This is a genomic window from Thalassotalea algicola (assembly GCF_012932965.1).
GTDB lineage: Bacteria > Pseudomonadota > Gammaproteobacteria > Enterobacterales > Alteromonadaceae > Thalassotalea_F > Thalassotalea_F algicola.
The window spans coordinates 96,116-118,839 of the sequence record NZ_JABBXH010000006.1; the positions used below are offsets into that span (position 1 = coordinate 96,116).

Consider the following 22,724-nt stretch of genomic DNA (forward strand, 5'->3'; position numbering starts at 1 on the left):
GGAACTATGTCATTAACATTAAGTTAGTATTCACTCCTTCACTACTAGTGATCGTGTGCCGTTGCCACTTCACCATGTGGTGTGCGGAAGTTATCTACCATGTCTTGAATATGACTTGGTGCAGGACCAGTCGCTTTCAACACGATAAACGCTACCGCAAAGTTAACTAATGCACCTACTGAACCAAAGGCATTCGGTGAAATCCCTAAGAACCAGTTCGGCTCCATACCACCTAAGAATGATGTACCAGGGATAAACATAATACCTTTATGCTGGAATACATACAGCATAGTCACACCTAAACCTGCACACATACCTGAGATAGCCGCTGTAGAATTCATTTTCTTAGAGAAAATACCCATCATTAGCGCAGGGAAGATACTAGATGCTGCTAAACCAAAGGCTAGCGCAACCGTACCGGCGGCAAAACCTGGCGGATTTAGCCCCAGATATCCTGCAAACAGAATGGATATCGTCATCACTATACGGCTGGCTCTAAGCTCACTCTTCTCACTCATATCAGGCATCAGCACCCCTTTCATTAAGTCATGAGACACCGCGGAGGATATTGCCAACAATAGACCTGCAGCAGTTGATAGTGCGGCTGCAAGACCACCAGCAGCGACCAATGCAATCACCCAATTAGGTAAGTTCGCAATTGACGGATTAGCCAGTACCATAATATCGCGGTCAACTTTCACCATTTCATTTTTCTCAGCATCAGCTGTGTATTGAACTTTGCCGTCGCCGTTTTTGTCTTCAAACTTCAATAGACCTGTTTTTTCCCAGTCTTTAAACCATTGCGGACGTTCTGCGTATTCTAGGTTTTGACCTGCAGCTGGCTCAATCGTGTTCATTAAGTTGAAGCGAGCCATTGCGCCTACCGCTGGAGCAACGGTGTAAAGTAACGCAATGAATACTAATGCATAACCTGCTGATTGACGTGCTGCTTTAACTGAAGGAACAGTAAAGAAACGCATGATTACGTGTGGTAAACCTGCAGTACCGATCATTAGTGACATAGTGTAGGCAAACATTTCAACGCCACCTAACGTCGACGTCGTGTACTCTTTGAAACCGAGATCACTGACCACCATATCGAGCTTATCAAGTAAATAAACACCGCTTCCATCTGCTAATGTTGAGCCTAAGCCCAGCTGCGGAATTGGGTTACCCGTTAGCTGCAGTGAAATGAAGATTGCAGGAATTGTGTAAGCGGTAATCAATACTACATATTGGGCAATTTGCGTATAAGTAATACCTTTCATACCACCTAATGTCGCGTATACGAATACAACGAACATACCGATGTAAAGACCCATGTCATAAGACACTTCTAAAAAGCGAGAGAAAGCTACACCTACACCTTTCATTTGGCCGATAATGTAAGTAACTGATGCAATAATTAAACACACAACTGCGACAATACGCGCCGTTCTAGAATAAAAACGATCACCGATAAATTCAGGTACGGTAAACTTACCGTGTTTACGCATGTACGGTGCTAAACACATCGCAAGCAATACGTAACCACCGGTCCACCCCATTAGGAATACAGAACCCCCGTAACCTAAGAAAGCAATAAGACCGGCCATTGAAATAAATGACGCCGCACTCATCCAGTCGGCACCAATTGCCATACCATTTTGCAGTGGTGTTATACCACCACCTGCAGCATAGAATTCACTAGTTGAACCCGCTCGAGCCCACCACGCGATGAAAAAATATAGCCCGAAGGTACCGCCAACGGCGATCCATGTATAGAGTCTTAACTCATCCATTACTGATCCTCCACATTATATTTTTTATCTAGCTGATTCATTTTATGTGTGTACCAGAATATTAATCCGACAAAGGTATATATTGATCCTTGCTGAGCAAACCAGAAACCTAGTTTATATCCGCCTAAACGAATTGCATTTAGTGGCTCAACGAGCAACAAACCAAAGCCGAACGATACAACGAACCAGATCGCGAGACAGATAAAAATTAGTCGCAGGTTTTCCTGCCAATAACTTGTTTCCACAATTCTCTCCTCGTTTTCGCCTGTTTTATTAGAGTAATTTTAATTTTGTAATCGGGGGATTTCTCCACCCTGCAATAAACACTAGCAAGGAATTTTTTATCGAGGTATTCAACTTTAGTCTAGGTTGGGTTGAAAAACGTTGACCCTCGAGCCTTCCTACACTACAAATGAACTATCGAAGCTATTGGCAGACTTCTTATGGATAACGAGTTAAGCGAAATATATGCATTTATTGGCAGCATTGCGCCATTTGAAGAATTACCTGAACAAACCATAGTTAAGCTGGTTAGCAAAATAGATATTTGCTATCTCAAACAAGGGCAGCAATTGCCACCAGCTCAAATAGAAGAAGGGTGTTTTTATATCGTTCGCAAAGGTGCTTTAAGTTACGTTAATCAACTGCAAGAGCTCATTGGCAAATATGGTGAAGGTGATATTTGTACGGTTTTTTGTTACCCCGAAAAGTATGCCGATATTCAAGTAGTATGCGATGAAGATTGCCTACTATATGCAGTAAATAAACAGCAATTACTTGGTTGTTTAATTGAATACCCAGTGATTATTAGCTTTTTTGAACAATCCGCAGAAGAGCGATTAAAGGCGAAAGTTTCTCAAATTCAAGATGATGCTGTCGTCAATTCATCTCTAACCAATACCGCAATTGACCAACTCTATCAAACGCCCGCAGCTACTATCGATCAGGGCGCTTCCATTTCAGAAACGGCACAAAAAATGACGGAACTTGGCTATTCTTGTTTAGTCGTTATCGATGAAGATAAAAATGTAAAAGGTATTGTTACCGATAAAGACTTTCGACGTCGCTGCATCGCTCAGGGTATCACGCCAGATAATGCAATAAGCGAAATTATGACACCTGATATCACTATGCTGGATGTCAGAAATACCGCATTTGATGCGTTAATTACCATGACAAGTTTGCATATCCATCACTTGCCTATTACCGATCAAGGCCGTTTAGCCGGAATGCTTACCATCACTGATCTAATGCATTATGAAGGACAAAATGCCATCAATTTAACAAGCCTTATTCATAAAGCTACCGATGTTGATGAACTGGCTGAAATTAGTAAATTAATCCCTAAATTGCAAGTTAAAATGGCACGCCTTGGTACACCAGCAGAGCAAGCCGGTAAAAGCATTAGTGCCATAACAATGGCGTTTACCATTCGTTTAATTGAACTGGCGGAAATTTTGTACGGCAAAGCGCCGGTGCCATTTGCTTGGGTAGCTGCTGGCTCTCAGGCTAGGCAAGAACAAATGGCACAATCTGATCAAGACAATGCACTTATCATTGATAATAGCCTGCAACCAGAGCAAGCACCCTGGTTTGAGCGATTAGCCCAATTTGTCTGTGATGGGCTTGCACAATGTGGCTTTATTTATTGCCCTGGCGATGTCATGGCGACTAACCCTAAATGGCGGCAAAACGAAGATACCTGGCACCATTACTTTAGCCAATGGATCGAAAACCCCGAACCGAAAGCACTAATGCATTGCAGTATCTTTTTTGACTTAACCACCATTTATGGCGACAAGAATTTGCTTAATCGGGTACAAGCAAGAATGTTGATGCGTACCCAAGGAGCAAGTTTATTTATCGCTCATATGTCGAAGAACGCTTTACAGCATAAACCACCACTAGGCTTTTTCCGCGACTTTGTTTTAGTCTCTGACGGTAACAATAAAAAAGCCATGGATTTAAAACATAATGGCATCGCACCCATTGTCGATTTAGCACGAATTTATGCGCTGCAAGAGGGCATAACATCGGTCAATACTATCGAACGTTTAAAGCAAGCATCAGGCACACGCTCTCTTAGCAAATCTTCAGGTGCCAACCTCATTGATGCATTCGAATTTTTAACTACTTTACGCTTGAATCATCAAGCCAATCAATTACAAGAAGGTGTTAAAGCTGATAATTTCTTAGCACCTAAAGAAATTTCTCGCTTAGAAAGAGAACACTTAAAAGACGCCTTTAAAGTAGTCAAAACGCTTCAAGAAAATCGACAAGCGGTGTATTAACATGTTTGATTTTTTATTTGGACTTGAAGCCAAAAGGCGTGGCCTTTCTACGAAAGTACCAAAAGGACCTCTTAAAAACTTTTTATCTGTACCTTTTCCTGAGCCAAACACGCCGATATCTGAAGTTCCCATGCTCGCTTTAGATTTTGAAACATCAGGCTTTAATGCCACTACAGATCATTTACTGAGTATCGGTCACGTTGAGATCAATCAGCTATCGATTAAATTGGCCAGTGCTGAACATTACCTACTAAAAAGCGGCATCGAACGCGCTGGTGATAATGTCGCTATTCATCAAATAACCGAACTTGAATCGCAACAAGGATTATCTCTTGAAAATGCGATAGAACGATTACTTAATGCAATGGCAGGAAAAGTCATATTGGTGCATTACGCAAAAATAGAACAAACTTTTTTAGCAGCAGCTTGCAAGGCATTGTACGGTTATGCCCCGGTATTCCCGATCATAGATTCACTTGTTGTTGCTAAGAACCGCCTTGACCAAAGACAAGCCGCATACGACCCATCAAACTTGCGCCTCACTAACTTACGTGACAGTTATCAGCTACCTGCACATTACGCTCATAACGCCTTAAATGACGCCGTTGCTACTGGCGAATTGCTTTTAGCCGAGATTGCCCATCACCATAGTCGACAAAAACCGTTGAAGCACTTTCTTCGATAGTTTGTATTTCACCACTATTTGGTTTTTTTGACTAAAAATATGGCTGCTTGAATTTAACTAATAGACTCTTCCGTACATCTCGATTACATTATTTTTCCTTATATTACAAAGCACTAAGATTTTTTTCATTGTTTGGCACAACCTTTGTAAAGGTTATTGCAACTTAACTATATATGCACAAATTTTTTATAAAGGATTTAACATGAAAAAGTCAGTAATCGCATTTTGTACTTTATTATTCGCAGCAACTTCAGCTAACGCAGCAACAAGCAACGCTAACCTAATTGAAGTTGATACTTATAAAGCTGAATTTCAAACAGCACTTGATCTATATAAGTCTCAAGATTTTGACAAAGCATTACCAGCTTTAGAAACAATTGCACAACGTGGAGAAAAGAAAGCGCAATATATTTTAGGCACTATGTATTTAAATGGCCAAGGTACTGCGCAAGACTTAATGAAGAGTTATGCATGGTTAAGCGTTGCGAACGAACAAAAGAGCAAGCACTGGAAACGTCCGCTAAATATGCTTAATGAAAAACTACCAAAAGACTATTTAGCTGTAGCAGGTAGTGAAGCGGAAAAATATCAATCTTTATATGGCGCAAAAACTCAAAAATTAAAGTGTCGTAACACTAAAACCCTTGGTTCAAAAAAACCTACGCATTTATGTGTTAAATCAGAAGTTAAAGATGGCTACTACTATGTTGCTAATCAGGAACTTGCTTCGAATTAATTCATCTTTGATTTCTCTGGATCAATCATGAACTTTCGCCCCTGCACTCCCAACCGCAGGGGCTTTTTTATTTCTCGGGAATAAAAAAAGGCTACCGCAATGTCGTCAGTAGCCAACCTTTATAGAGGGAAAAGGAATCGGAGAGTTAAAAGATACTAGCCCTCATGCTTTTTAAGCATGGCGAACAATGAGTCTTTTAAATGTAAACGTTGCTTCTTCTGCTGTTCTAAATATTCATCTGATGTATTTTCTACGCCTTGTTCAATGCGAATCACTTCGTGATCAAGCTCGTGATATTCTTTAAATAAACGCGCAAAATGGTTGTCATTCATTTTTAAGTGATGAATAGCTTCTTTGTATTCTGGAAATTCGTGATGTAAGTCGTGTTTTTCATTTAACATAATATTCGGCCCCTGGATTTAAGATGCACAATTAATACAATAATCGGTATAAGGTAAAGTTTTTAAGCGTGCCTGGTTTATATCGTCACCGCATGTAATACACTGACCATATTCATCGTCCTTAGCACGTTGAATAGCTCTATTTACCTGCTTTAACTCTTCTTTCGCTTCTAATCGAATAGCTTCAAGCACTTGGTCGTTTTCACTTTCCGTAGTTTGTTCAGCAAAATCGGCACTTCGCCCTTTTTGGAAGTCTGCGGTGATAGCATCAATTCGTTTACTTAGCTCTTGCTGCTTATCTTTAAGTGTTTCTAAAATATCTTGAGAAACCATACTTAACTCCTTAGTTGATGGTTTCAGTGTACGCCTCTCTTTATTGTGTGTTTTGATCTAGCTCAAATAAGAGCAGGGGAAGAAAAATTGCTCGTTCTGTTAGTTCAACTCAACGTTTTGTCGATCTTTAGTTAGGTGCCATATCACGAATAAGTTAATGACATACCACAGATCTTTAATTAAAAAATGGCCACCCGTTGATAAAATGCTCGACTCATTTAAAGCAGCATCCCAGCTGAAGAGAAAACTCTGCGTTGTTACAAAAACAGCACCAGACATTAAAATAGCTGGCAGCATAAAACGATGATTGAACATGGCAATCACTAATAAAGCTACAGCGACTAAGTCATAAATGCCGATAAGATTAGAAGTGGTTTGTACGTCCCATATGCTATACATCCAGGACATAAACGGTGAACTGACGACTAAATCTTCGATGCCCTTCGCTTCTAGCAAGGTAAACTTCATGCCACCAATCCACAGCAATACTATGATGACTGGCACAACACTTATCCATTTTTGCGTATTTGACGACAACTGAGGAGCTACCAAAACAATTCCGATAGCTAACAGCGCCATATATTTAATGACTCCTTGGCCAGAGCCAATAGCCGGAAAACCACCGAGGGAATCAATCCACATTGCACTGCTAAACAAAGCCAATAATGGAATGACACTAACCACTATGATTACTGCTCCCAGCATTGACCTAAATTTCACATTATTGGTACTTAATAGCGACAAAACCGCAATGGCGATAAATCCAAAAGCCGCTATAAAATTGAATACCGATTTAGATGCTAAATCAGTAATGCCGTAAAAATTAGTTGTTAGTTCAATGTGGCCGTGATGCCCCATCAGCATGATGCTGATGCCAAGTAACGCGCTAGATAGCGCAAGCAATATCAAAGAAGTTAAATTGACCGGGTGTAGGGTGTGTTGAAACGGCATAGTAGTCATCGTTTAATCAAAGTTGCACGAATAGACCTACGAAGTGCCCAAAAACTTCCTAACTTTAATGCACAGGCACCGTTAACTAATTTGATACTTCTCTAATCGATACAAAAACGCCTTATAAGACATCGACAAGTACTTTGCGGCTTTTGTTTTGTTTCCTTGCTGATTTTCTAACGCCTGCTCTAAGCAAAAGCGCTCAAAGTCATCCCAGTTATAGCCAATATCGGGAAAACTCACATTGGGCAACTTTTCATTATTCGCCTGAATTTTGCCTACCGAAGGTAAATGCGTAAGTTCTTCTTCATCATTTAACAAAACAAATCGTTCTATCCGATTTGATAATTCACGTACATTGCCTGGCCAGTGGTAATCAAATAATTTGCGATAAGCTTGCTCACTTAGCTTGATCAATTCACAACCATGTTGTTTAGCATGCGACTTCAAAAAGTGCTCAGAAAGTAAGGCAATATCTTCTTGCCTTTCCCGCAGAGGTGGCATATCAATAGGAACGACATTGAGCCGATAAAACAAATCTTCTCTAAAGTCGCCATTAGCAACCTGAGTTTGTAAATCACGATGGGTAGCCGCAATCACACGGACATCCAGTTGAATATCGGTATGGCTACCTAGACGAGTGATAGTGCCTTCTTGTAAAAAACGCAATAAATGAGCTTGTAACGAAGGAGATAGCTCACCAATTTCATCAAGAAAAATGGTGCCGCCATTAGCCGCTTCAAATTTACCAATCTTAGTCTTATCGGCGCCAGTATAGGCGCCTTTTTCCGCGCCAAATAGTTCAGCTTCTGCCAATGATTCAGCTACGGCGCCACAATTAATCGCTACAAATTTCTGATTCGCTCGATTAGATTTTTCATGCAATGCTCTAGCAGCTAGTTCTTTGCCTGTACCACTCTCACCTAAGATTAATACGGTTGCGCTTGTTGCTGAAACTTTGTCGATTCGTTGATAGACCTTCTGCATACAAGGCGCCTTTCCAACTAACCCAACCAACTGTTTTTGTTCAGATAGTTGTGCTTGAAGCTGACGATTTTGATTTCTTAATAGTTTTGCCTTATGTGCTTTCTCAACGGTCAACATCAATGCTTGCCGCTGAAAAGGTTTAGGCAAATAGTCATCTGCTCCTCTTTGCAAGGCTTCTACGGCATGACTAATAGTGCCGTATGCAGTCGCTATAACAAAACCTGTTTCAGGCAAATTTTTACGTACATAATTTAGTAAATCTAGACCCGTTAATGTGCCTAGCTTCCAGTCAGAAAATACGACATCGACAGGAGACTCTTTCAGTACCAATATGGCCTGTTCGACACAATCTGCGCTGTAGATTTGAAAATTGTTAGCAGCTAGCATCTCACAAACTAATTGACGTTGTTCATGATCATCTTCAACGACTAATACACTAATAGTTTCGTTACTCATACGGCTTCCTAATGGCTGAATATGGCTGTTGCAATACAGCCATGATGATCAACACGGTTTTCTAATGAAATATTACCCGCATAATGCAAGGTAGTAATGCGCTTGGCAATGTACAACCCCATACCAGCACCCTCTGGTTTAGAGCTTACATGGGGTTGGAATAATCGCTGCGCTATAGCATCATCTAAGCCTTTCCCTTCATCTTTAACGGCAACGGCAATGCAATTACTTTGTTCCTTAGCGTTAATAATTACCGTGCCGTCTTCAGGGTTAGCTTCACAAGCATTAATTATTAGCGTATGTAAAATACTGCGAATCTCGGATTCTGCGCCAGTAATATGAAGGTTAATTGATACATCGATATCAAATCGCTGTGGTTTAACTTGGGCCGATTTAAACTCCAATACAATATCCTGAATTACCGCAAGTACAGGCACATTCTGATCACGTTCAATTCCATTGGTAGTTAACGTTAATAACGATTTAATATTGTTATCAATGTGCGCTATTTTTGCTTGAATAGTATGTACTAATTCAACGCGCTGGCTTTCGGTTAAATGATTGTTGGCCAATCGTTCTATACTCAAACCAATGGTATGAATAGGGTTTCTTAACGTGTGTGCCAAACCTCTGCTAACTTCTCCTAGTTCAGCGAGATGAGCCGTTTCTTTGTAGTGTTGCTCTACCTGTTTCAACTCCCCTAACGTGCTTAGCATGGCGTTAAATTGCACCATGGTTTGCTTAATTTCATTCACACCTTGGGGCTTTATTCGATAGCTATAGTCTTGGTTAGCCAGTGCTTCAAAGCCCTTTTTCAAAGCGCTTAATGGTTTATTAAATTGTGCACTTAACCAATACGCAAAAATGAGCGCTAAAAGTGCACAAACAAGGATCATCAACTGAATAGAATGAATCAACGACTGACTAGTTTCGCTGGTAGTAACGCTATGTTCGAATGAAAAACCATGACTATCTGGATGTTTTTGCACAAACGTTGTCGCCCCGTTTGATTCGCCTTGCTCTAGTGATTCAAACAATTTTGCTAGTCTTTTTTTCACTAGAACTTTATCTGCATGCTTTAAACTACTCTCCTCATCAATCTCTATTTTTTCTTTGAATACGTGAACATTCGTTTCGAAAGGCTCATTATCATCAGGTACAATCACCATTTTCGTTTGCTTATTACCTGCAGGTAAATGAATAACGCGTGCCTGTTCTCCGCTTAATTCCTCAACATGAATTTCCACATCATTAAAGGCAAATTCAACCACCCGCTCACTTAATAACTTGGCTTGCTCATTAACTTCTTGCGCAAGATTTCTATCTATCCAATACACTAAAAATAGCTGTACTAAGGTCAGCAATAAAATTAACGCGCCAATTAAGCTAAACAAATAATGACGTAATGACATGTGCACTCTCTCTATCGTTCTTGTCATTACTTTAGCAAGGATAAGGCCATGACACTATCTAGTGTAACCATTTGAATTAATGATTCTTTTTAACTACCAATTTTCTTGTCGAATGAATTGATTCTTTTTTCTCCCGATATCAGTAAGTAAAAATCCTGATATCAGGAAGTACACCTCCCCCTTTTAACAACATATATTCATAAAGTCATGTAATACATAACTTTATTTACTCTGGCACAGTTGTCGCAATGTCACTAGGACTTTAGAAAAAATCCAAAAAGGACGAACAAATGAGTACATTCAAGAAATTAGCATTAGCAACAGCTTTGACCTCAATCACAGCATTGTCAGTACCAGCGGTATCAGCACCATTTAGTGATTCAGACACAAAAGTTCACACCTTCAAAATAGAAGTAGATGCCGACACTGATACTGGCGCACATATCGTAGTTGATGCTGAAAATGACCATAAAGTGGTTGAGCTATCTAAAGAAGCACTGTCAGATCCCGATCAAATTGATGCCGCACTTGCGGACTTACCTGAAGATGTTCGAGTAAAAGTAAAAACGGCATTAAATGGTATTCATATGGACGGTCAATCATTTGCTTTTAAAGTTGATGGCGGAAACGCAATGAACTGGTTTAGCAAAGAAGGCGATAAACATGTCGTGATGATAGATATTGATGAAGATCATAGTGCTGATGACGGCCGTGACACAAAAATCATCAAAAAATTTATCCACGGCAATAGCGATAAGCACGCAGTAATTGAATTAAAGCATGGTGGAGCAATACCAGCGGATAGCCTTATACAGCTAATAAAAAGCGGAGAATTTAGTCAGGACGATTTAAACAAATTGCAACAAGCATTAGACGCTAAGCGATAGCCCCTATATTTTATTGAAAAGTTACCGAGCTAGCCGTGTGGAGGAATACACGGCTAGCTCGCATTCACTGGTTCAAAAAGCTGATAAGCGTTTCATCGGTATAATCCTAATCGTCATGTTTGACGATCACTGCAATCGTAACACCCCTTCAAAAAAGCACGCTAAGTAAGATTCAAAACCATTAATTGCAAAAACGTTTTAGACAATAGACAATGTGCCAAAAATAAAAACTTATAAAATAAAAAAGGATTTTTATGGCTACTTTGCTTAAGCAAGTATGTTGTGCTGCCCTAGTATTTACGCTTTCTGCCTGTGGTGGCGGTGGCGGTTCATCAAAACCAGACCCTCAAGTAACTCCTCCCGCAAATAAAACGCCGACCATAGGGCTAAGTAATAGTATTATTGATACAGGCGCCACTATTGTACTAGCAGCTAATGCAAGCGATAGCGACGGCACTATCGCTTCGTATGAATGGCAACAAAAATCTGGCCCTGAAATCACCATCTCTGATCCTGCAGCCAGTACAATCACTTTTATTGCACCTGATGTAGAAGTAGAACAAAAAATCGTAATAACACTTACCGTGATAGATGATGATGGCGCAGGTATTTCAAAAGATATTGAATTAACAATAACACCAAAAATTTCAACCTTTACTATCTCCGGAAAAGTCGTAACAGAAACTACGTCGTTAAGTGCTGCTCCTGTTGATATTATTGTCGGTGAACACACTTTTTCTGGTCTTACAAACGAGCTTGGAGTCTACTCAATTGAAGTGTCAGGCCTTAAAGCTGCTGATGAACAGACATTAGTCCGCATTGAAGCCAGGGGCGCATCAACTAACAGCATCATCAAAATGGTGTCGTATGTCGATATTGTTGGGAATTTGCGTGATGCTGCTACTGAAAATGGCCTTAACGTTACCCAGGAAAATTTTCCCCAACTAACGGTTTCAACTGCAAGCTCTGCAGCTGCACTGCTAATGGATAGGGCAAATGAAAACAGCCCAATAACAACGCTACAAACACTTGAAAATTCGGCTAATTCATTCTCTACCGACATCTATATATCACATCTCGCTATCTATGAATCTATCCTTAATAACATCGGTAATGTCGATGCGTTACCTGACAGTGTCAAAGCACCATCATTTAACAATTTGTATGACTTTCTATTGATGGAAAGTAACACCACGGCACTAATACAAGAACTAACGATTGATACAGGCGCTCGTGATGATCTAGCTGAAAACATTGCAAATAACCCAGACAGCAATTTAAAAAACATTTCTTTATTCCAAGGCAATGACAATGTTATTTCCTTCTATACCCCTGAAGGATTCTTTCAATTAGCCAGTAACAATACGGGTACGTTTGCCAATGCTAATGGCGAACAGTCAATCAGCTGGTCAAGAGGTGAAACGTCAATCAGCATCACTTTGTCTAACAGTATCGAACAGCCAATAAAGCAAGTAGAAGCAGACTATTTAGGTTATGTGGATGCGATACCATCAATATACGGTTATAACTTGTCTTGGCTTTTTGATTCACCAAACAGAGATATTATTATTATTGAACCAGTATTTTCATATACTAATCCAGACGATAATTCCCCCATATCCGTTATAGACAATACTACTAGCAACGTTAGCAATGGTTACCAATTAACAACAGCGCTATCGGAATTATTCAGCAATGGCGAAGCGTTTTCTCTTAAGTTCACCCATCCAAATCAACCAACATTTGATTCTGGTTTAGGTGGAGTATTAGCTGCTAACATTGCAACCTTCAACCTCTCTTTTTCCAATAACGTTCTTGCAAACATGACCTCATATGAGATCAGTGAAAACAATGAAATCGTGCCCGTAATCAATGAACTAACTTGGCATGTAACTGATGACATATTGACCATTGAAAATGAACAATGGCAGATCGAAATAGTAATATTTGATGACCTTTCAGATTTTGAAGCGTCGATTTTTGTAACTGCAACACTTCGTCAAAACAATGAAGATTTTCATGCCACCAGTTTTGGCCAAATATTTAAGCCAGATAGCCAAATAAAAACACTCACCACAGAAAATGTTGTCGGCTTTTATCAATATCAAGACGATAGTACCGAACTTAACCCGTTATACGCCTATTGGTATGAGCTGAGGGAAGACGGTACGTTAAGTTATATTCAAAGTGGCTTTGATACTGCCGATGCCGATATCAGTTCCGATGACATATGGGAGTCTCCTGGCTTTTGGCGTATAGAAGATAACGTAATAAAAATAAAACGTTACAGAGCGAATAGAAGAATACCTGGAGCAGACTTTAACTGTACACCAACTCAATGGACTACGACATTCGATGATAGCTGCCTTGTCTATATGGAACGCGACTGGCACTTACTTGCTGAACGTCAAAGCGGCTCACAAAACAAAAACTTAGTTGAACAACATATCGTTTATTACCAAGACCCATATATTTCTGAAGAAGATATTTCGGCGTTAACGCAACAGCATGCCTATAACGTTATATCAACGATTTATTCTAACTTCATTAAGCGAGATACTCGCCCAGTAACACTACCAGCTGACTATGTATTGATTAAAGATCGATGATAATTGTTTTTTAAGCCAATAGTCTCGACTAAAGCCTCATGTCATCGTGAGGCTTGTTAACGATAAATTAGAAAGACTAAGTAATTTACGATGAATAGCATCTATTGAAAGTTGAGGTTCGGTTTTTTGCCAGTGATTTATCGCCTTGATAATTTCTCGTTTACCGTAAACATAGGTAATCACTTGTACTGGCCACTGTTTTATCCGCGAAATCTCTCGATGCATAATTGCAGATTGTTCAGGAATATAAGTTTGCCATAGTGCTTGAGCTCTTTGATCACTCCAACCTTCATAATGAATACCGATATCAATAAGCACTCTAACTGCTCTTAGCGCTTGCCAATCTAATGCGTAATCAATGCTATCGTGGTCTTTGAACAACCCGAGTTGCTGACCTAACGTTTCAACATAAGCTCCCCAACCTTCGCTAAAAACAGTAGAGCCAATCGCAAGTGCATCTGGACATGTCGCCTTTTCTTCAACAAACTGGCTTTGATAGTGATGACCGGGTACGGCTTCATGCAGGAACAGCCAATCCATGTGTTTTGCTGCTAGATATTCGCCTTGCGTATGATAAATAAATCGTTGGTTAGCAGCATCGTATATGCCTGGCGCAGGAAAACTCTTTGGTAAATTGGAACGAGCTATGTTGACAGGGGGGGCAGTATAATTTGTACCCATCACTTGTTTAAGCTGCTGGTTTACCATGCTTTCCTTATCTTTAAATACGCGAACAATATCGTCATGATTATCAATATGAAATTCTTTTATGCTGCGTGGCATTTGCTGACTTGAGAGTGCAAGGCGCTTGGCGTTAACATCTGCTAATTCTTGGTAAGCAAAGTGTTTCAATTCATTAATTTCAACATCGTCATAAAGCCAACTTTTTAGCCAATGTAAATACCAAGTTCTCCCATCAGGAAGCAAATGCATCCGTCCTTCAAAGTCCAGTTCCTGATGTTCTGCTAGCTTTGTTACCAAGGTTTTTCGCTCTTTCGCTAGCGCGACACTAAAGCGAATGTTCGCAACTGATTGAGCGTCGCAAAAGCTTAATGTTTGCTGATGGCTAGAGAACTCGTTAATTTGTTTTTCTAGCGCTTGAATAAGCCTTGTTTGTGATTCACTTTCGCTATGTGCTAATGAGCGATAAAAACCAGCAAAATCTAACGAGACAGGAGCGAGTGCTAACCGTTGATAGTGCTCTACCAAATCATCAACTAGCTGGGTTTGATTGATTTTTGGTTCGCCAGCATGTGACACCGATAAGGTAGCCAACGCCAATAGTAATGCGAAATAATTTAGTAGCGAATAAACATTCATAGCATTGCTCCCTACGGCCTTAGTATTAGTGAATAACTTCCATTAAGTGGTTTTGAGTATCCACCACTATTGTCGCTTGCTCAAACATGGCTAAACCAATATTGATTTGCGGTAAGCCATCCATAAACAAAACCTCGGGATCGTCAAGTTCGATACCAGCAAACACAACCTTTCCTTTAAGAGTAGCAGTCCAAATATTATGGTCCCTCCCTGCCGTCATAGCTTTACCTTTAAGCGCAGGTTCAACTTGGTATTCAAAATCATTTACCATAGCGTACGGCATAATGAGCGAAGCGGGCGAGCCCGAGTCAAGATGAGCAGTATATGACCGCTGACTAATTTCAATAGGGAATAAAGGTAAACGCTGAGTTTGCTGATACGAAATAACGTTGTCCGCTCGACTATCGAGCTTTTGTTCCGTCGCTAAGCTTAACGTTTTGTTCATTAAATCTATGCTCGCAACCAAATCTTCAAATGCCCAAAGGCTTAGCACGCCAACAGGGCGATTACCTTGAGCATCTTCACCCATCATGTTTAGCATTCTAGGCAAGTTTTCATCACCATTTATCGAATCTATCGTAAAGCGAAAATCACCAATTATTGCTTCGCTTGACTGATAACGCTGCAAGTTGAGCATGCCCATACCTAAATTATCTACGGTTTGTTGCTCAAGCGCCGTCAAATTTAACTGTTTCGCGACTTTATCATCAAGCATCAATCCCCGTCCTAAGCCGGTGTCTAAAATAACCAGCAACGGCTCACTGTTATTAAGGCGAATATAAACAACCGGCCTATTTTGCAATTGTGTAAAGGACACTTCGGTAGACTTGGGTTGAGCGTAACTATTCGTACTCATAAAGCTTAATAACACTAAAAAAAATATTAAGATGTTAGTGACTCTATCGGCAGGCATTGATATGTGTTTGTGCATTTCTCGTATTCCAATAAAAGTGTGAAATGAATCTTTCTGGTCTTGGAAATGACAGGCTACTCTTAGTTATATGACTTTTTGTAAAGCTCTATTAACTTTATCTAATGTTGGCGATAATCTAAGAAATATTGAAAGTAAAATGAGTTAACTTGCAACGAGGTTATCAAGTTTTATTTGCGTAATAAGATACTCAATTTACCAATAACATGACTTACATTAAATTATGCTTTTAAAACCCCTTTCACTCGCTAAAGCCAGCGTTAAAGTCAGCTTTGCAGTTTCTCTGTGCATCTCTAGTTCGTTTATTTTATCCAGTGCCCACGCACAAGACACTGTGCAATATTCTGGCGTGAACAACATAAGCTTCCACCAAACAGCATATGACAAAACATTTGCTGGTAACGGATTCCTCATTTCAGTGGCCGATAAGCTCTACGCTGTTACCGTAAAACATACGCTGTTTGAAGCCAAAACACCTGAAATGAAACATGTTGCAATAGAAAAACATGTCAAAGAATGGCGCATTCACCCTAAACAATCGCCAAATGAATATATTGTTTTAGGTAGGTTGCTCAATGCAGATATTACTGAAGCTATTGATATGAAAATATTGCAAAAAGACTGGTTAGTATTTGAAGTAATAGAGAATCACTCGCCACTAACGCCGCTGACACTAAGAGAAAGTGAAGTAACCAAAGGAGAAACACTCACTGCCTATGGTTGTGCTTATGTAAATCAACAACAATGTCAGCAAGATACCTATCAAGGCCAATTTATTGCTTATGAGCCTAATAACTTGCGGATGAAACTAGACAATCTACAAATGGATAAATTAAGAGGTTTAAGTGGCAGTCCAGTTTTAGATACAAATAATCAAGTTGTTGGTATTGTCTCAAACGTGCTTAAGTCTCAAACTAGTGAAGGGTTTGACTTTGCTCCTGCCAACTTGAAGTACTTAAGCAAGGTGCTCGCTAAAATTAGCGCTAAGCGCGTTTAATTTTAGTCAATTTACTACCTGAAATTACGACGATGAAGAAGCTGCTCATTTTTGCCTTAACTTCCCTAACTGGCTTTTTATTGGTCTTTTATATTGGAAAAATGTGCAGTTCTTCGAGCGAAAAACTCGCACATTATTCACATCAGCAACAACAAATAGTTAAAACTCTTCACAGCACATAATTAACGACTTTCACTAGTTACCTCAATCCGTAATGAAAATGGCATGCGATAAATACCTAAGTGCTCATCAAACTCGCTAGGCTGGTCGCTTGTTCGATTAGACGTAAAATATAACCATCGTTGGTCATGGCTAATAAAAGGGCTACCATCAACCCCTTCAAAGTTGTAATGCGCACCTAAATTTACTGGCTCAGACCAGCTTTGGGCTATATTGCTAATGCTCTGATCGCGATAACTGATATACAGATCAGATACACCATAGTCTCTCTCTACATACATACGCACAAATACCATGAACTGCTCGTCAGGCGATATATAAGCATCAGATTCCAAGTAAGGCGTATTAACTTTAGAGTTTAGTGGTTTAGCTTGCTGGTATTTTCCATCAACAAACTCACTCACGTACAAGTCATAGCTTTGCGCTGCTGTTTGTCTAGAAAAGTACAGATTGCCGCTATTTGTTAATAACGGGTAATACTCATCTACCATTGAATTTACTGTATCAGGTAAAGGCTCTGGTTGACCCCAGCCATCTCCAGAGCGCTCAGCTATATAGATATTGCCATCTTTTCTTCCTTGCAAACGACCAAAATTTTTTCTTGTTTTAAATAACAAGCTTTTGCCGTCTGGGCTTAACTGTACATCACTACCTTGAAACGATTTACCAGCTAGTAACAAAGGAGATTGCTTTACGACTTGCCCTTGCTGTAATTCAGCTTGCATCAATTGGCGCGAGCTAAAACCTGCACTCGCATTAGAATAATACATATACGTTCCGTCACGTGAAAGACTGCTACCGTAATCGATAGACGACAAATCGAGCAGCACAGGTGCAGGGCCAAACGGCACGCGGTATAAGCCCAGTTGGTTATCAAATTTTTCTGGCGATTTACTTTCACGATTAGACGTAAAGTACAACCAGCGACCATCACTACTTACAAACGGACTTCCGTCGATACCAATACTATTAACACTCGGACCCAAGTTAACCGCTTTTGTCCAACCATTCGCTTGACGATAGCTGATATACAAATCTGTCATGCCCATTGAATCTGATGCTTTCATGCGCGCGAATACTAAATAACTTTCATCCGGTGCAATAAAAGCATCTCCCTCTAAAATGCCGGTATTTACCTCTTGACCTAGTCTATTCGCTGTTTGATAACTACCGTTTTCATACCGCGAGACAAAGATATCTAAGTTATCCCCTTCAATACGACGGGCGAAGTAGATATCACCTTTGTTAGTTACACTAGGATAAAATTCATCTGACGAAGAGTTAATCGCCTTAGGTAGTAGCTTTGGTATTCCCCAACCGTTGTCCGACTTTTCACTCATATATAACTCGTAGTCAGCCAGTGGTTCGTCAGAGTTAAACCCTGATCGAGCGCTATAAAGCAGCTTTGTGCCATCGGGCGAAATGTGAACATCTGTGCCCTGTAAATCCATTCCGTTTATTTGTAGAGGTTTTACCTTAGTGACCTTGCCATGCTTTAGGTGACCAACATAAATTCCAATACCAGAAAAGTCGCTAGCAACTTGCGTAAAATACATGCGATCATTTTCTGGCGACAAGCTGTTATTAAACGTCGTCGTATTAATGTCATTATGTACTTTTTCTACCCAATCAATTTCTCCACTTGCAGCAAAAGTAAACGATGTAGCCCCTATTAGCACTAACATTAACATTACATTATTTTTCATAGCACACCCTTATAGTGACTACTCACTTTCCACAGCGAGTTCTTTGCCTTTATAATCAAAGAAGCTGGGTTCAGCGCGCCCTTGTTCATCGTATTGATACGTGACCTTTGCCGCGCCTTTTAACCTAGGATCATTGGTTGGGTTACCGTCAGCATCCAGTGCAGTTAATGATGTACGTCGAGTTCCTTGCTCACTAAAGGTATAAACAAAATGTTCCTGAAATGAGCCATCAGCCTTATAACTTTTAGTTTCAGTTTGAATCCCTTGCTCGTTATAACGGTAAACATGCGACAATGCGCCCCAAGAAAAAGCAATTTGCTTACCAAAGCGATCAAAGCCACGTAAACCAATCTTATTGCCCTTGCTGTCATATAAATGTTCTCCTAAGTGAACCCTAGGTCGATTACCCTCCACTGGATTGCCATCTTTTCCATAAACCTGCCAGCGTATGAAATTGCCGTTTAAATCGTAAGTAATGCGGTCAATACCCGCACCTGAATCATTGTTGATTGGTTGGTGTTTCGTACCAAAATTTCGAACAAATACCAGCTTGCCATCATTGTCATATTCAAGCTTAACTTCATGAAACTTAAACTCAGGACGCAAGGTAACCTGCTCACCAGCAAGATTAAAGCGCTTCTCAAAAACATGACCATCTTCACTTGGTCGCCATTCGTAGCGGTGAACATGCCATTCGCTCTCAACCGCTTTACCGGCTTTATCAAAAAACTCAAGTGATTGGCGGTTGCCGCTAGTACCTAACTGATATATCGCTTGCCAAACAGCACCATGAGCCGATATTTGTTCACCTTTAGTGTTGAAATAGGTGTGTACCTCTTTGCCTGGCAAATAACTGATTTTGACTTGCGGTGCAAACCAAATAAACGAATCCCAAACCCCCATACTATCAATGACATGATCGTCAATTTTTCGAGTAATCTGTGTGACACGTTGCTTGTCATCGTATTTAAACTCGTAGTGAGTCACCGCTTCACTTTTTTGTTCGTTAATTGGGTAAATGCCGCGATAAGGTGCAAAAGGCGTTTCGCGAAACATGATGTGACGAAAGTGTTTTTCATTTTCAGCAAAGGCGTGCGATGTCATACATGTGTTAGCAATCGCTAGCGCAACTAGTAGCTTTTTCATAGAGTTTTCCTATTAATTTGGTGGCGTGGTATTAATCAGCGTTTATCGCTAGTAAATCTTCCATCCAGCGCAGCGACTTGGAGGCGATATTCTGGTTGAAGCGCCCTAAACCTCTTGCTTGACCACGAGTGGCCTTCATCAGTTCTTCTTTATTTTGGTATTGCATCAGCCCGTGGTCGGTTCGTTCAAATGCATACGTTTGACTAGAAAAGGCAGTATTTTCGTTCACAAGCCGCTTAACCTGCTGTATCCAATCACCTGATATTGCTTGCACGTCATACTCACCGTGCAGCATCAGCGCATGCGCTTTGGTATTAGCCCATTTTTGTTGGAAGTTATGTTGGTTAACGCTTCTAAAAAAACTAAAATGACGATTTAATATTTGCTCATCGCCCAACGCTAGCAGGTCTTCTGCGACAACTTTCTTTGCCGCTGGTGACGAGGCAATCTGGGCCCACGACTGATCGGTGCCTAACCACAGATTTAAAAATGGCGAGATGGTTTCTAGATTCTTTTTAGCTTGCTCATTTGAAACACCCCAATATTTTGTGGATTGTTTGCTGTAGATATCATGCACATAGTCAATCCAAGGTTTTGCCACCCCACCATAGCCAATAACGCCTTTTGCTAAACCTTGCTCGGCAATTATTGAGGCATGTAATACCCCCAAAGAATGACCAAAAACAAAAACATTGGATGAGTTAACATTTGCTTGTTGTTTTAAGTGTTTTAATCCTGCGACAAATGCCGCATTTTCAACATTAAAATCGTAAGTTTGGCAATCCAATTGGCCTTGACTATCACCGACACCTGGCTTCTCCATTTTCATTACGGTAAAGCCAGCATCGGCAAAACGACCAAGTAACTGTGTAAGGCTGACATCTGGCAGCATGCCATAATCAATTGAGCCGCAGGTATACCCCTGTATAAATAGGACCGCTGCATTGTCTTTTCTTCGTTTATCTGGGTGATATGTGATGGTGCGAATACGTTCTTGTTGCCAACCAAATTCGCCATATTCAACATCATAGTCTTTTCCAGTCTCTAATGGGCGAGACTGAGCTACTGCGGTTAATGTGATTGGCTTTTCATTTCGTTTAACGGTTACCGAAATATCCATTCCAGCATCAATAGTGTTTAAAATAGCCACAAGTTCAGGAAAGTCTGCTATTGGCTTATCATTAATTGATAACAGCGTATCTCCTTGCTTTAATTCTAGTGCTTGAGCAGTGCCTTGCGGATGCAAGTTGTCAATCACTACGGCATCACCTAGCTGAGCAGATTGCGGGATTAGTCCAAGAAAGCTACTTCGAGTTAACGTTGAAGTTGAAGGTGAATGTGTTAATAAATTTTGTTGTTCGCCAGCAGGCTCAGCTGCACTTATCGAACAAAAAGCTATGCTCAATAATATCAGTAAGCTCTGTGTCAGTAAGCTCAGGTAGTGTTTTACGCTTTCCATGTTCTTTCCAATTATCTGTTGTTCTGTAAAGTGTGAATGGAGAGAAAGAGAATAATGATAAATTCGATTAAGACTTACCAATTGTGCAGATGCAAATACGTAACAACTTGATAAACTAAGCCGAAGTTTACATTTGCTGTTTATATAGCTAATACACTTTAACCACATGATTTAGACTATGCGTTTTGGGCTATGCCAAAATAACTGCGCAGCTTAACGCACTTTATTTCACAAAGTTTGAGAGATTAATGGACAACACCTTACTAAGCGTTATTTATTTTATCGCCTGTAGTCATGCAGCAATGTTGGCAGTTGCGCTATGGATGCGGAGTGAAAAAGCAAAACCTGGCCGCGTTTTATCAATGGTAGTTGCAATACTCGCCTATAAACTTTTCGAAGGCGGCGCGACATATTCAGGTTTATATCGCTTTGTCCCTCACCTTCTCGATTTAATGCCGGCAATGGTGATGGTTTTAGGTCCAGTATTTTATGGCTATGTACGCCAAGTATCCGGTCAACCAGCGCTAAACTGGCAGCAATGGTTACTGCATTTAACGCCATGGTTAGCCGTTTGGTTCTTTCTCAATAGCCCTAGTGTTTTTAGAGATGCCGAAGCAAAAATTGCTATGTGGCAAATGATTGCAAATTCTGATGGAAGTTATCGAAAATTACCTACCGAAATTGTCTTCCGATTGTTGGCAATCAAAGCACACCTAACCGCTTATCTATGGTTATCTTGGCGGGCATTAGGACAATTCACAGAAACAGTAGACAATCTACGCAGCGACAATAGTGGCGACATTGTTAAGCAACTTCGTTTGCTGACTATCGCATTTATTTTTCTAGAAGCGACTTGGGTTTCATTGTTTATCGCTAATCAGTACTTTGACCTTGGTACTTTAAATCAAGTAAGCCAAATATGGCTGTTATTTATCGCGGGATTAGTGCTAGCAATGGGCTTTGCTGGCTTGCAACAACCCAATATGATTTTCACTCAAGAGGAACGTCTTTTAACCTCTGTTGAGCAACCTGTCGGGAATGCTGTCAAAACCAATGTACCTCAGCAAGAAAAAGTTAAATACATTCACTCAGCGCTACCAGAAAGTGCCGCCAATGAAATAGCTAAACTCATAGAGCAAACGATGGAAAGTCAGCAATTGTTTTTAGATGATAAATTAACATTAACAGAGCTAGCTAAAACACTAGAGATGAAATCGCACACCGTTTCTCAAGTGATCAACCAACAAATGAAGACAAACTTTTATAAGCTAGTTAACGGGTATCGAGTGCAACACGCTACGCACTTATTGGAAAGTGAACAAGTTAATTGGTCCATTGAACGTATTGCACTAGAGTCAGGCTTTAGCAATCGAGTGACATTTAATAAAGCGTTTAAAGAGCAGATGAATTGCACCGCATCAAACTACAAAAAGCGCCATAGACAAGCCAGCTAGCT

General features: G+C 40.3%; 19 protein-coding genes. 7 read left to right on the forward strand and 12 right to left on the reverse strand.

Annotated elements, in window-relative coordinates; translation table 11 throughout:
- Nucleotides 1-44: 44 nt before the first annotated feature.
- On the reverse strand, nt 45-1,781 hold the full coding sequence (locus HII17_RS16235; protein ID WP_169076422.1) for a sodium:solute symporter family protein: 1,737 nt from the start codon (nt 1,779-1,781) through the stop codon (nt 45-47).
- Nucleotides 1,781-2,029: a DUF4212 domain-containing protein gene (locus HII17_RS16240; RefSeq protein ID WP_169076503.1), complete on the reverse strand. Its 249-nt coding sequence runs from the start codon at nt 2,027-2,029 to the stop codon at nt 1,781-1,783. Before HII17_RS16240 ends, HII17_RS16235 begins: the two co-directional genes overlap by 1 nt.
- A gap of 195 nt (nt 2,030-2,224) precedes the next feature.
- Between HII17_RS16240 and HII17_RS16245 the strand changes: the two genes are divergently transcribed.
- The 3 genes from HII17_RS16245 (at nt 2,225) to HII17_RS16255 (ending at nt 5,493) form a co-directional block, all read left to right on the forward strand.
- Complete coding sequence (locus HII17_RS16245; RefSeq protein ID WP_169076423.1) at nt 2,225-4,072, forward strand: putative nucleotidyltransferase substrate binding domain-containing protein; 1,848 nt, start codon at nt 2,225-2,227, stop codon at nt 4,070-4,072.
- A 1-nt stretch (nt 4,073) separates the two neighbouring features.
- Entirely contained in the window at nt 4,074-4,757 is a 684-nt protein-coding gene (locus tag HII17_RS16250; RefSeq protein WP_169076424.1) for an exonuclease domain-containing protein, read from the forward strand.
- Between the two features lie 202 nt (nt 4,758-4,959).
- Nucleotides 4,960-5,493: a sel1 repeat family protein gene (locus HII17_RS16255; RefSeq protein WP_169076425.1), complete on the forward strand. Its 534-nt coding sequence runs from the start codon at nt 4,960-4,962 to the stop codon at nt 5,491-5,493.
- A 155-nt stretch (nt 5,494-5,648) separates the two neighbouring features.
- On the opposite strand, the gene HII17_RS16260 is transcribed toward HII17_RS16255, so the two are convergent.
- The 5 genes from HII17_RS16260 to HII17_RS16280 form a co-directional block, all read right to left on the reverse strand.
- Complete coding sequence (locus HII17_RS16260) at nt 5,649-5,894, reverse strand: YdcH family protein (protein ID WP_169076426.1); 246 nt, start codon at nt 5,892-5,894, stop codon at nt 5,649-5,651.
- Nucleotides 5,895-5,912: 18 nt separating this feature from the next.
- Complete coding sequence (locus tag HII17_RS16265; protein ID WP_169076427.1) at nt 5,913-6,227, reverse strand: TraR/DksA family transcriptional regulator; 315 nt, start codon at nt 6,225-6,227, stop codon at nt 5,913-5,915.
- Nucleotides 6,228-6,326: 99 nt separating this feature from the next.
- Nucleotides 6,327-7,178: a DUF417 family protein gene (locus tag HII17_RS16270; RefSeq protein ID WP_235938876.1), complete on the reverse strand. Its 852-nt coding sequence runs from the start codon at nt 7,176-7,178 to the stop codon at nt 6,327-6,329.
- An 81-nt stretch (nt 7,179-7,259) separates the two neighbouring features.
- On the reverse strand, nt 7,260-8,621 hold the full coding sequence (locus tag HII17_RS16275) for a sigma-54-dependent transcriptional regulator (protein ID WP_169076428.1): 1,362 nt from the start codon (nt 8,619-8,621) through the stop codon (nt 7,260-7,262).
- A gap of 8 nt (nt 8,622-8,629) precedes the next feature.
- Nucleotides 8,630-10,033, reverse strand: coding sequence for a sensor histidine kinase (locus tag HII17_RS16280; RefSeq protein ID WP_169076429.1), 1,404 nt, complete (start codon nt 10,031-10,033; stop codon nt 8,630-8,632).
- Nucleotides 10,034-10,323: 290 nt separating this feature from the next.
- Between HII17_RS16280 and HII17_RS16285 the strand changes: the two genes are divergently transcribed.
- Complete coding sequence (locus HII17_RS16285) at nt 10,324-10,920, forward strand: hypothetical protein (protein WP_169076430.1); 597 nt, start codon at nt 10,324-10,326, stop codon at nt 10,918-10,920.
- A 254-nt stretch (nt 10,921-11,174) separates the two neighbouring features.
- Nucleotides 11,175-13,529: a PKD domain-containing protein gene (locus HII17_RS16290; protein WP_169076431.1), complete on the forward strand. Its 2,355-nt coding sequence runs from the start codon at nt 11,175-11,177 to the stop codon at nt 13,527-13,529.
- Nucleotides 13,530-13,565: 36 nt separating this feature from the next.
- Here HII17_RS16290 and HII17_RS16295 read toward each other — a convergent pair whose 3' ends face one another.
- Together HII17_RS16295 and HII17_RS16300 are read right to left on the reverse strand one after the other, a co-directional pair.
- Nucleotides 13,566-14,849 carry a DUF885 family protein gene (locus tag HII17_RS16295; RefSeq protein WP_169076432.1) on the reverse strand — a complete coding sequence of 428 codons (1,284 nt, stop codon included), beginning with the start codon at nt 14,847-14,849 and terminating at the stop codon, nt 13,566-13,568.
- Nucleotides 14,850-14,874: 25 nt separating this feature from the next.
- The gene (locus HII17_RS16300; RefSeq protein ID WP_169076433.1) at nt 14,875-15,780 is read right to left on the reverse strand and encodes a hypothetical protein; all 906 of its coding nucleotides are present in this window, start codon (nt 15,778-15,780) and stop codon (nt 14,875-14,877) included.
- Between the two features lie 223 nt (nt 15,781-16,003).
- Here HII17_RS16300 and HII17_RS16305 point away from each other — a divergent pair, with 223 nt between their 5' ends.
- On the forward strand, nt 16,004-16,777 hold the full coding sequence (locus tag HII17_RS16305) for a trypsin-like peptidase domain-containing protein (RefSeq protein ID WP_169076434.1): 774 nt from the start codon (nt 16,004-16,006) through the stop codon (nt 16,775-16,777).
- Between the two features lie 182 nt (nt 16,778-16,959).
- Here the strand turns inward: HII17_RS16305 and HII17_RS16310 are convergent, their stop codons facing one another.
- Genes HII17_RS16310 through HII17_RS16320 form a run of 3 tightly spaced genes read right to left on the reverse strand, consistent with a single transcriptional unit; the run spans nt 16,960 to nt 21,268 of the window.
- Complete coding sequence (locus HII17_RS16310) at nt 16,960-18,663, reverse strand: TolB-like translocation protein (protein ID WP_169076435.1); 1,704 nt, start codon at nt 18,661-18,663, stop codon at nt 16,960-16,962.
- An 18-nt stretch (nt 18,664-18,681) separates the two neighbouring features.
- On the reverse strand, nt 18,682-19,809 hold the full coding sequence (locus HII17_RS16315; RefSeq protein ID WP_169076436.1) for a hypothetical protein: 1,128 nt from the start codon (nt 19,807-19,809) through the stop codon (nt 18,682-18,684).
- Nucleotides 19,810-19,840: 31 nt separating this feature from the next.
- Nucleotides 19,841-21,268: a PDZ domain-containing protein gene (locus tag HII17_RS16320; RefSeq protein WP_169076437.1), complete on the reverse strand. Its 1,428-nt coding sequence runs from the start codon at nt 21,266-21,268 to the stop codon at nt 19,841-19,843.
- 248 nt (nt 21,269-21,516) lie between these two features.
- Here HII17_RS16320 and HII17_RS16325 point away from each other — a divergent pair, with 248 nt between their 5' ends.
- Nucleotides 21,517-22,722: a helix-turn-helix domain-containing protein gene (locus HII17_RS16325; protein WP_169076438.1), complete on the forward strand. Its 1,206-nt coding sequence runs from the start codon at nt 21,517-21,519 to the stop codon at nt 22,720-22,722.
- Nucleotides 22,723-22,724 lie beyond the last annotated feature (2 nt).

Coding starts and splice junctions, on each gene's coding strand:
- HII17_RS16265 (WP_169076427.1), bottom strand. CDS start 6,227: ATGGTTTCTCAAGATATTTTAGAAACACTTAAAGATAAGCAGCAAGAG.
- HII17_RS16315 (WP_169076436.1), bottom strand. CDS start 19,809: ATGAAAAAGCTACTAGTTGCGCTAGCGATTGCTAACACATGTATGACA.
- HII17_RS16300 (WP_169076433.1), bottom strand. CDS start 15,780: ATGCACAAACACATATCAATGCCTGCCGATAGAGTCACTAACATCTTA.
- HII17_RS16325 (WP_169076438.1), top strand. CDS start 21,517: ATGGACAACACCTTACTAAGCGTTATTTATTTTATCGCCTGTAGTCAT.
- HII17_RS16295 (WP_169076432.1), bottom strand. CDS start 14,849: ATGAATGTTTATTCGCTACTAAATTATTTCGCATTACTATTGGCGTTG.
- HII17_RS16250 (WP_169076424.1), top strand. CDS start 4,074: ATGTTTGATTTTTTATTTGGACTTGAAGCCAAAAGGCGTGGCCTTTCT.
- HII17_RS16255 (WP_169076425.1), top strand. CDS start 4,960: ATGAAAAAGTCAGTAATCGCATTTTGTACTTTATTATTCGCAGCAACT.
- HII17_RS16245 (WP_169076423.1), top strand. CDS start 2,225: ATGGATAACGAGTTAAGCGAAATATATGCATTTATTGGCAGCATTGCG.
- HII17_RS16305 (WP_169076434.1), top strand. CDS start 16,004: ATGCTTTTAAAACCCCTTTCACTCGCTAAAGCCAGCGTTAAAGTCAGC.
- HII17_RS16280 (WP_169076429.1), bottom strand. CDS start 10,033: ATGTCATTACGTCATTATTTGTTTAGCTTAATTGGCGCGTTAATTTTA.
- HII17_RS16285 (WP_169076430.1), top strand. CDS start 10,324: ATGAGTACATTCAAGAAATTAGCATTAGCAACAGCTTTGACCTCAATC.
- HII17_RS16235 (WP_169076422.1), bottom strand. CDS start 1,781: ATGGATGAGTTAAGACTCTATACATGGATCGCCGTTGGCGGTACCTTC.
- HII17_RS16320 (WP_169076437.1), bottom strand. CDS start 21,268: ATGGAAAGCGTAAAACACTACCTGAGCTTACTGACACAGAGCTTACTG.
- HII17_RS16275 (WP_169076428.1), bottom strand. CDS start 8,621: ATGAGTAACGAAACTATTAGTGTATTAGTCGTTGAAGATGATCATGAA.
- HII17_RS16290 (WP_169076431.1), top strand. CDS start 11,175: ATGGCTACTTTGCTTAAGCAAGTATGTTGTGCTGCCCTAGTATTTACG.
- HII17_RS16260 (WP_169076426.1), bottom strand. CDS start 5,894: ATGTTAAATGAAAAACACGACTTACATCACGAATTTCCAGAATACAAA.
- HII17_RS16270 (WP_235938876.1), bottom strand. CDS start 7,178: ATGCCGTTTCAACACACCCTACACCCGGTCAATTTAACTTCTTTGATA.
- HII17_RS16310 (WP_169076435.1), bottom strand. CDS start 18,663: ATGAAAAATAATGTAATGTTAATGTTAGTGCTAATAGGGGCTACATCG.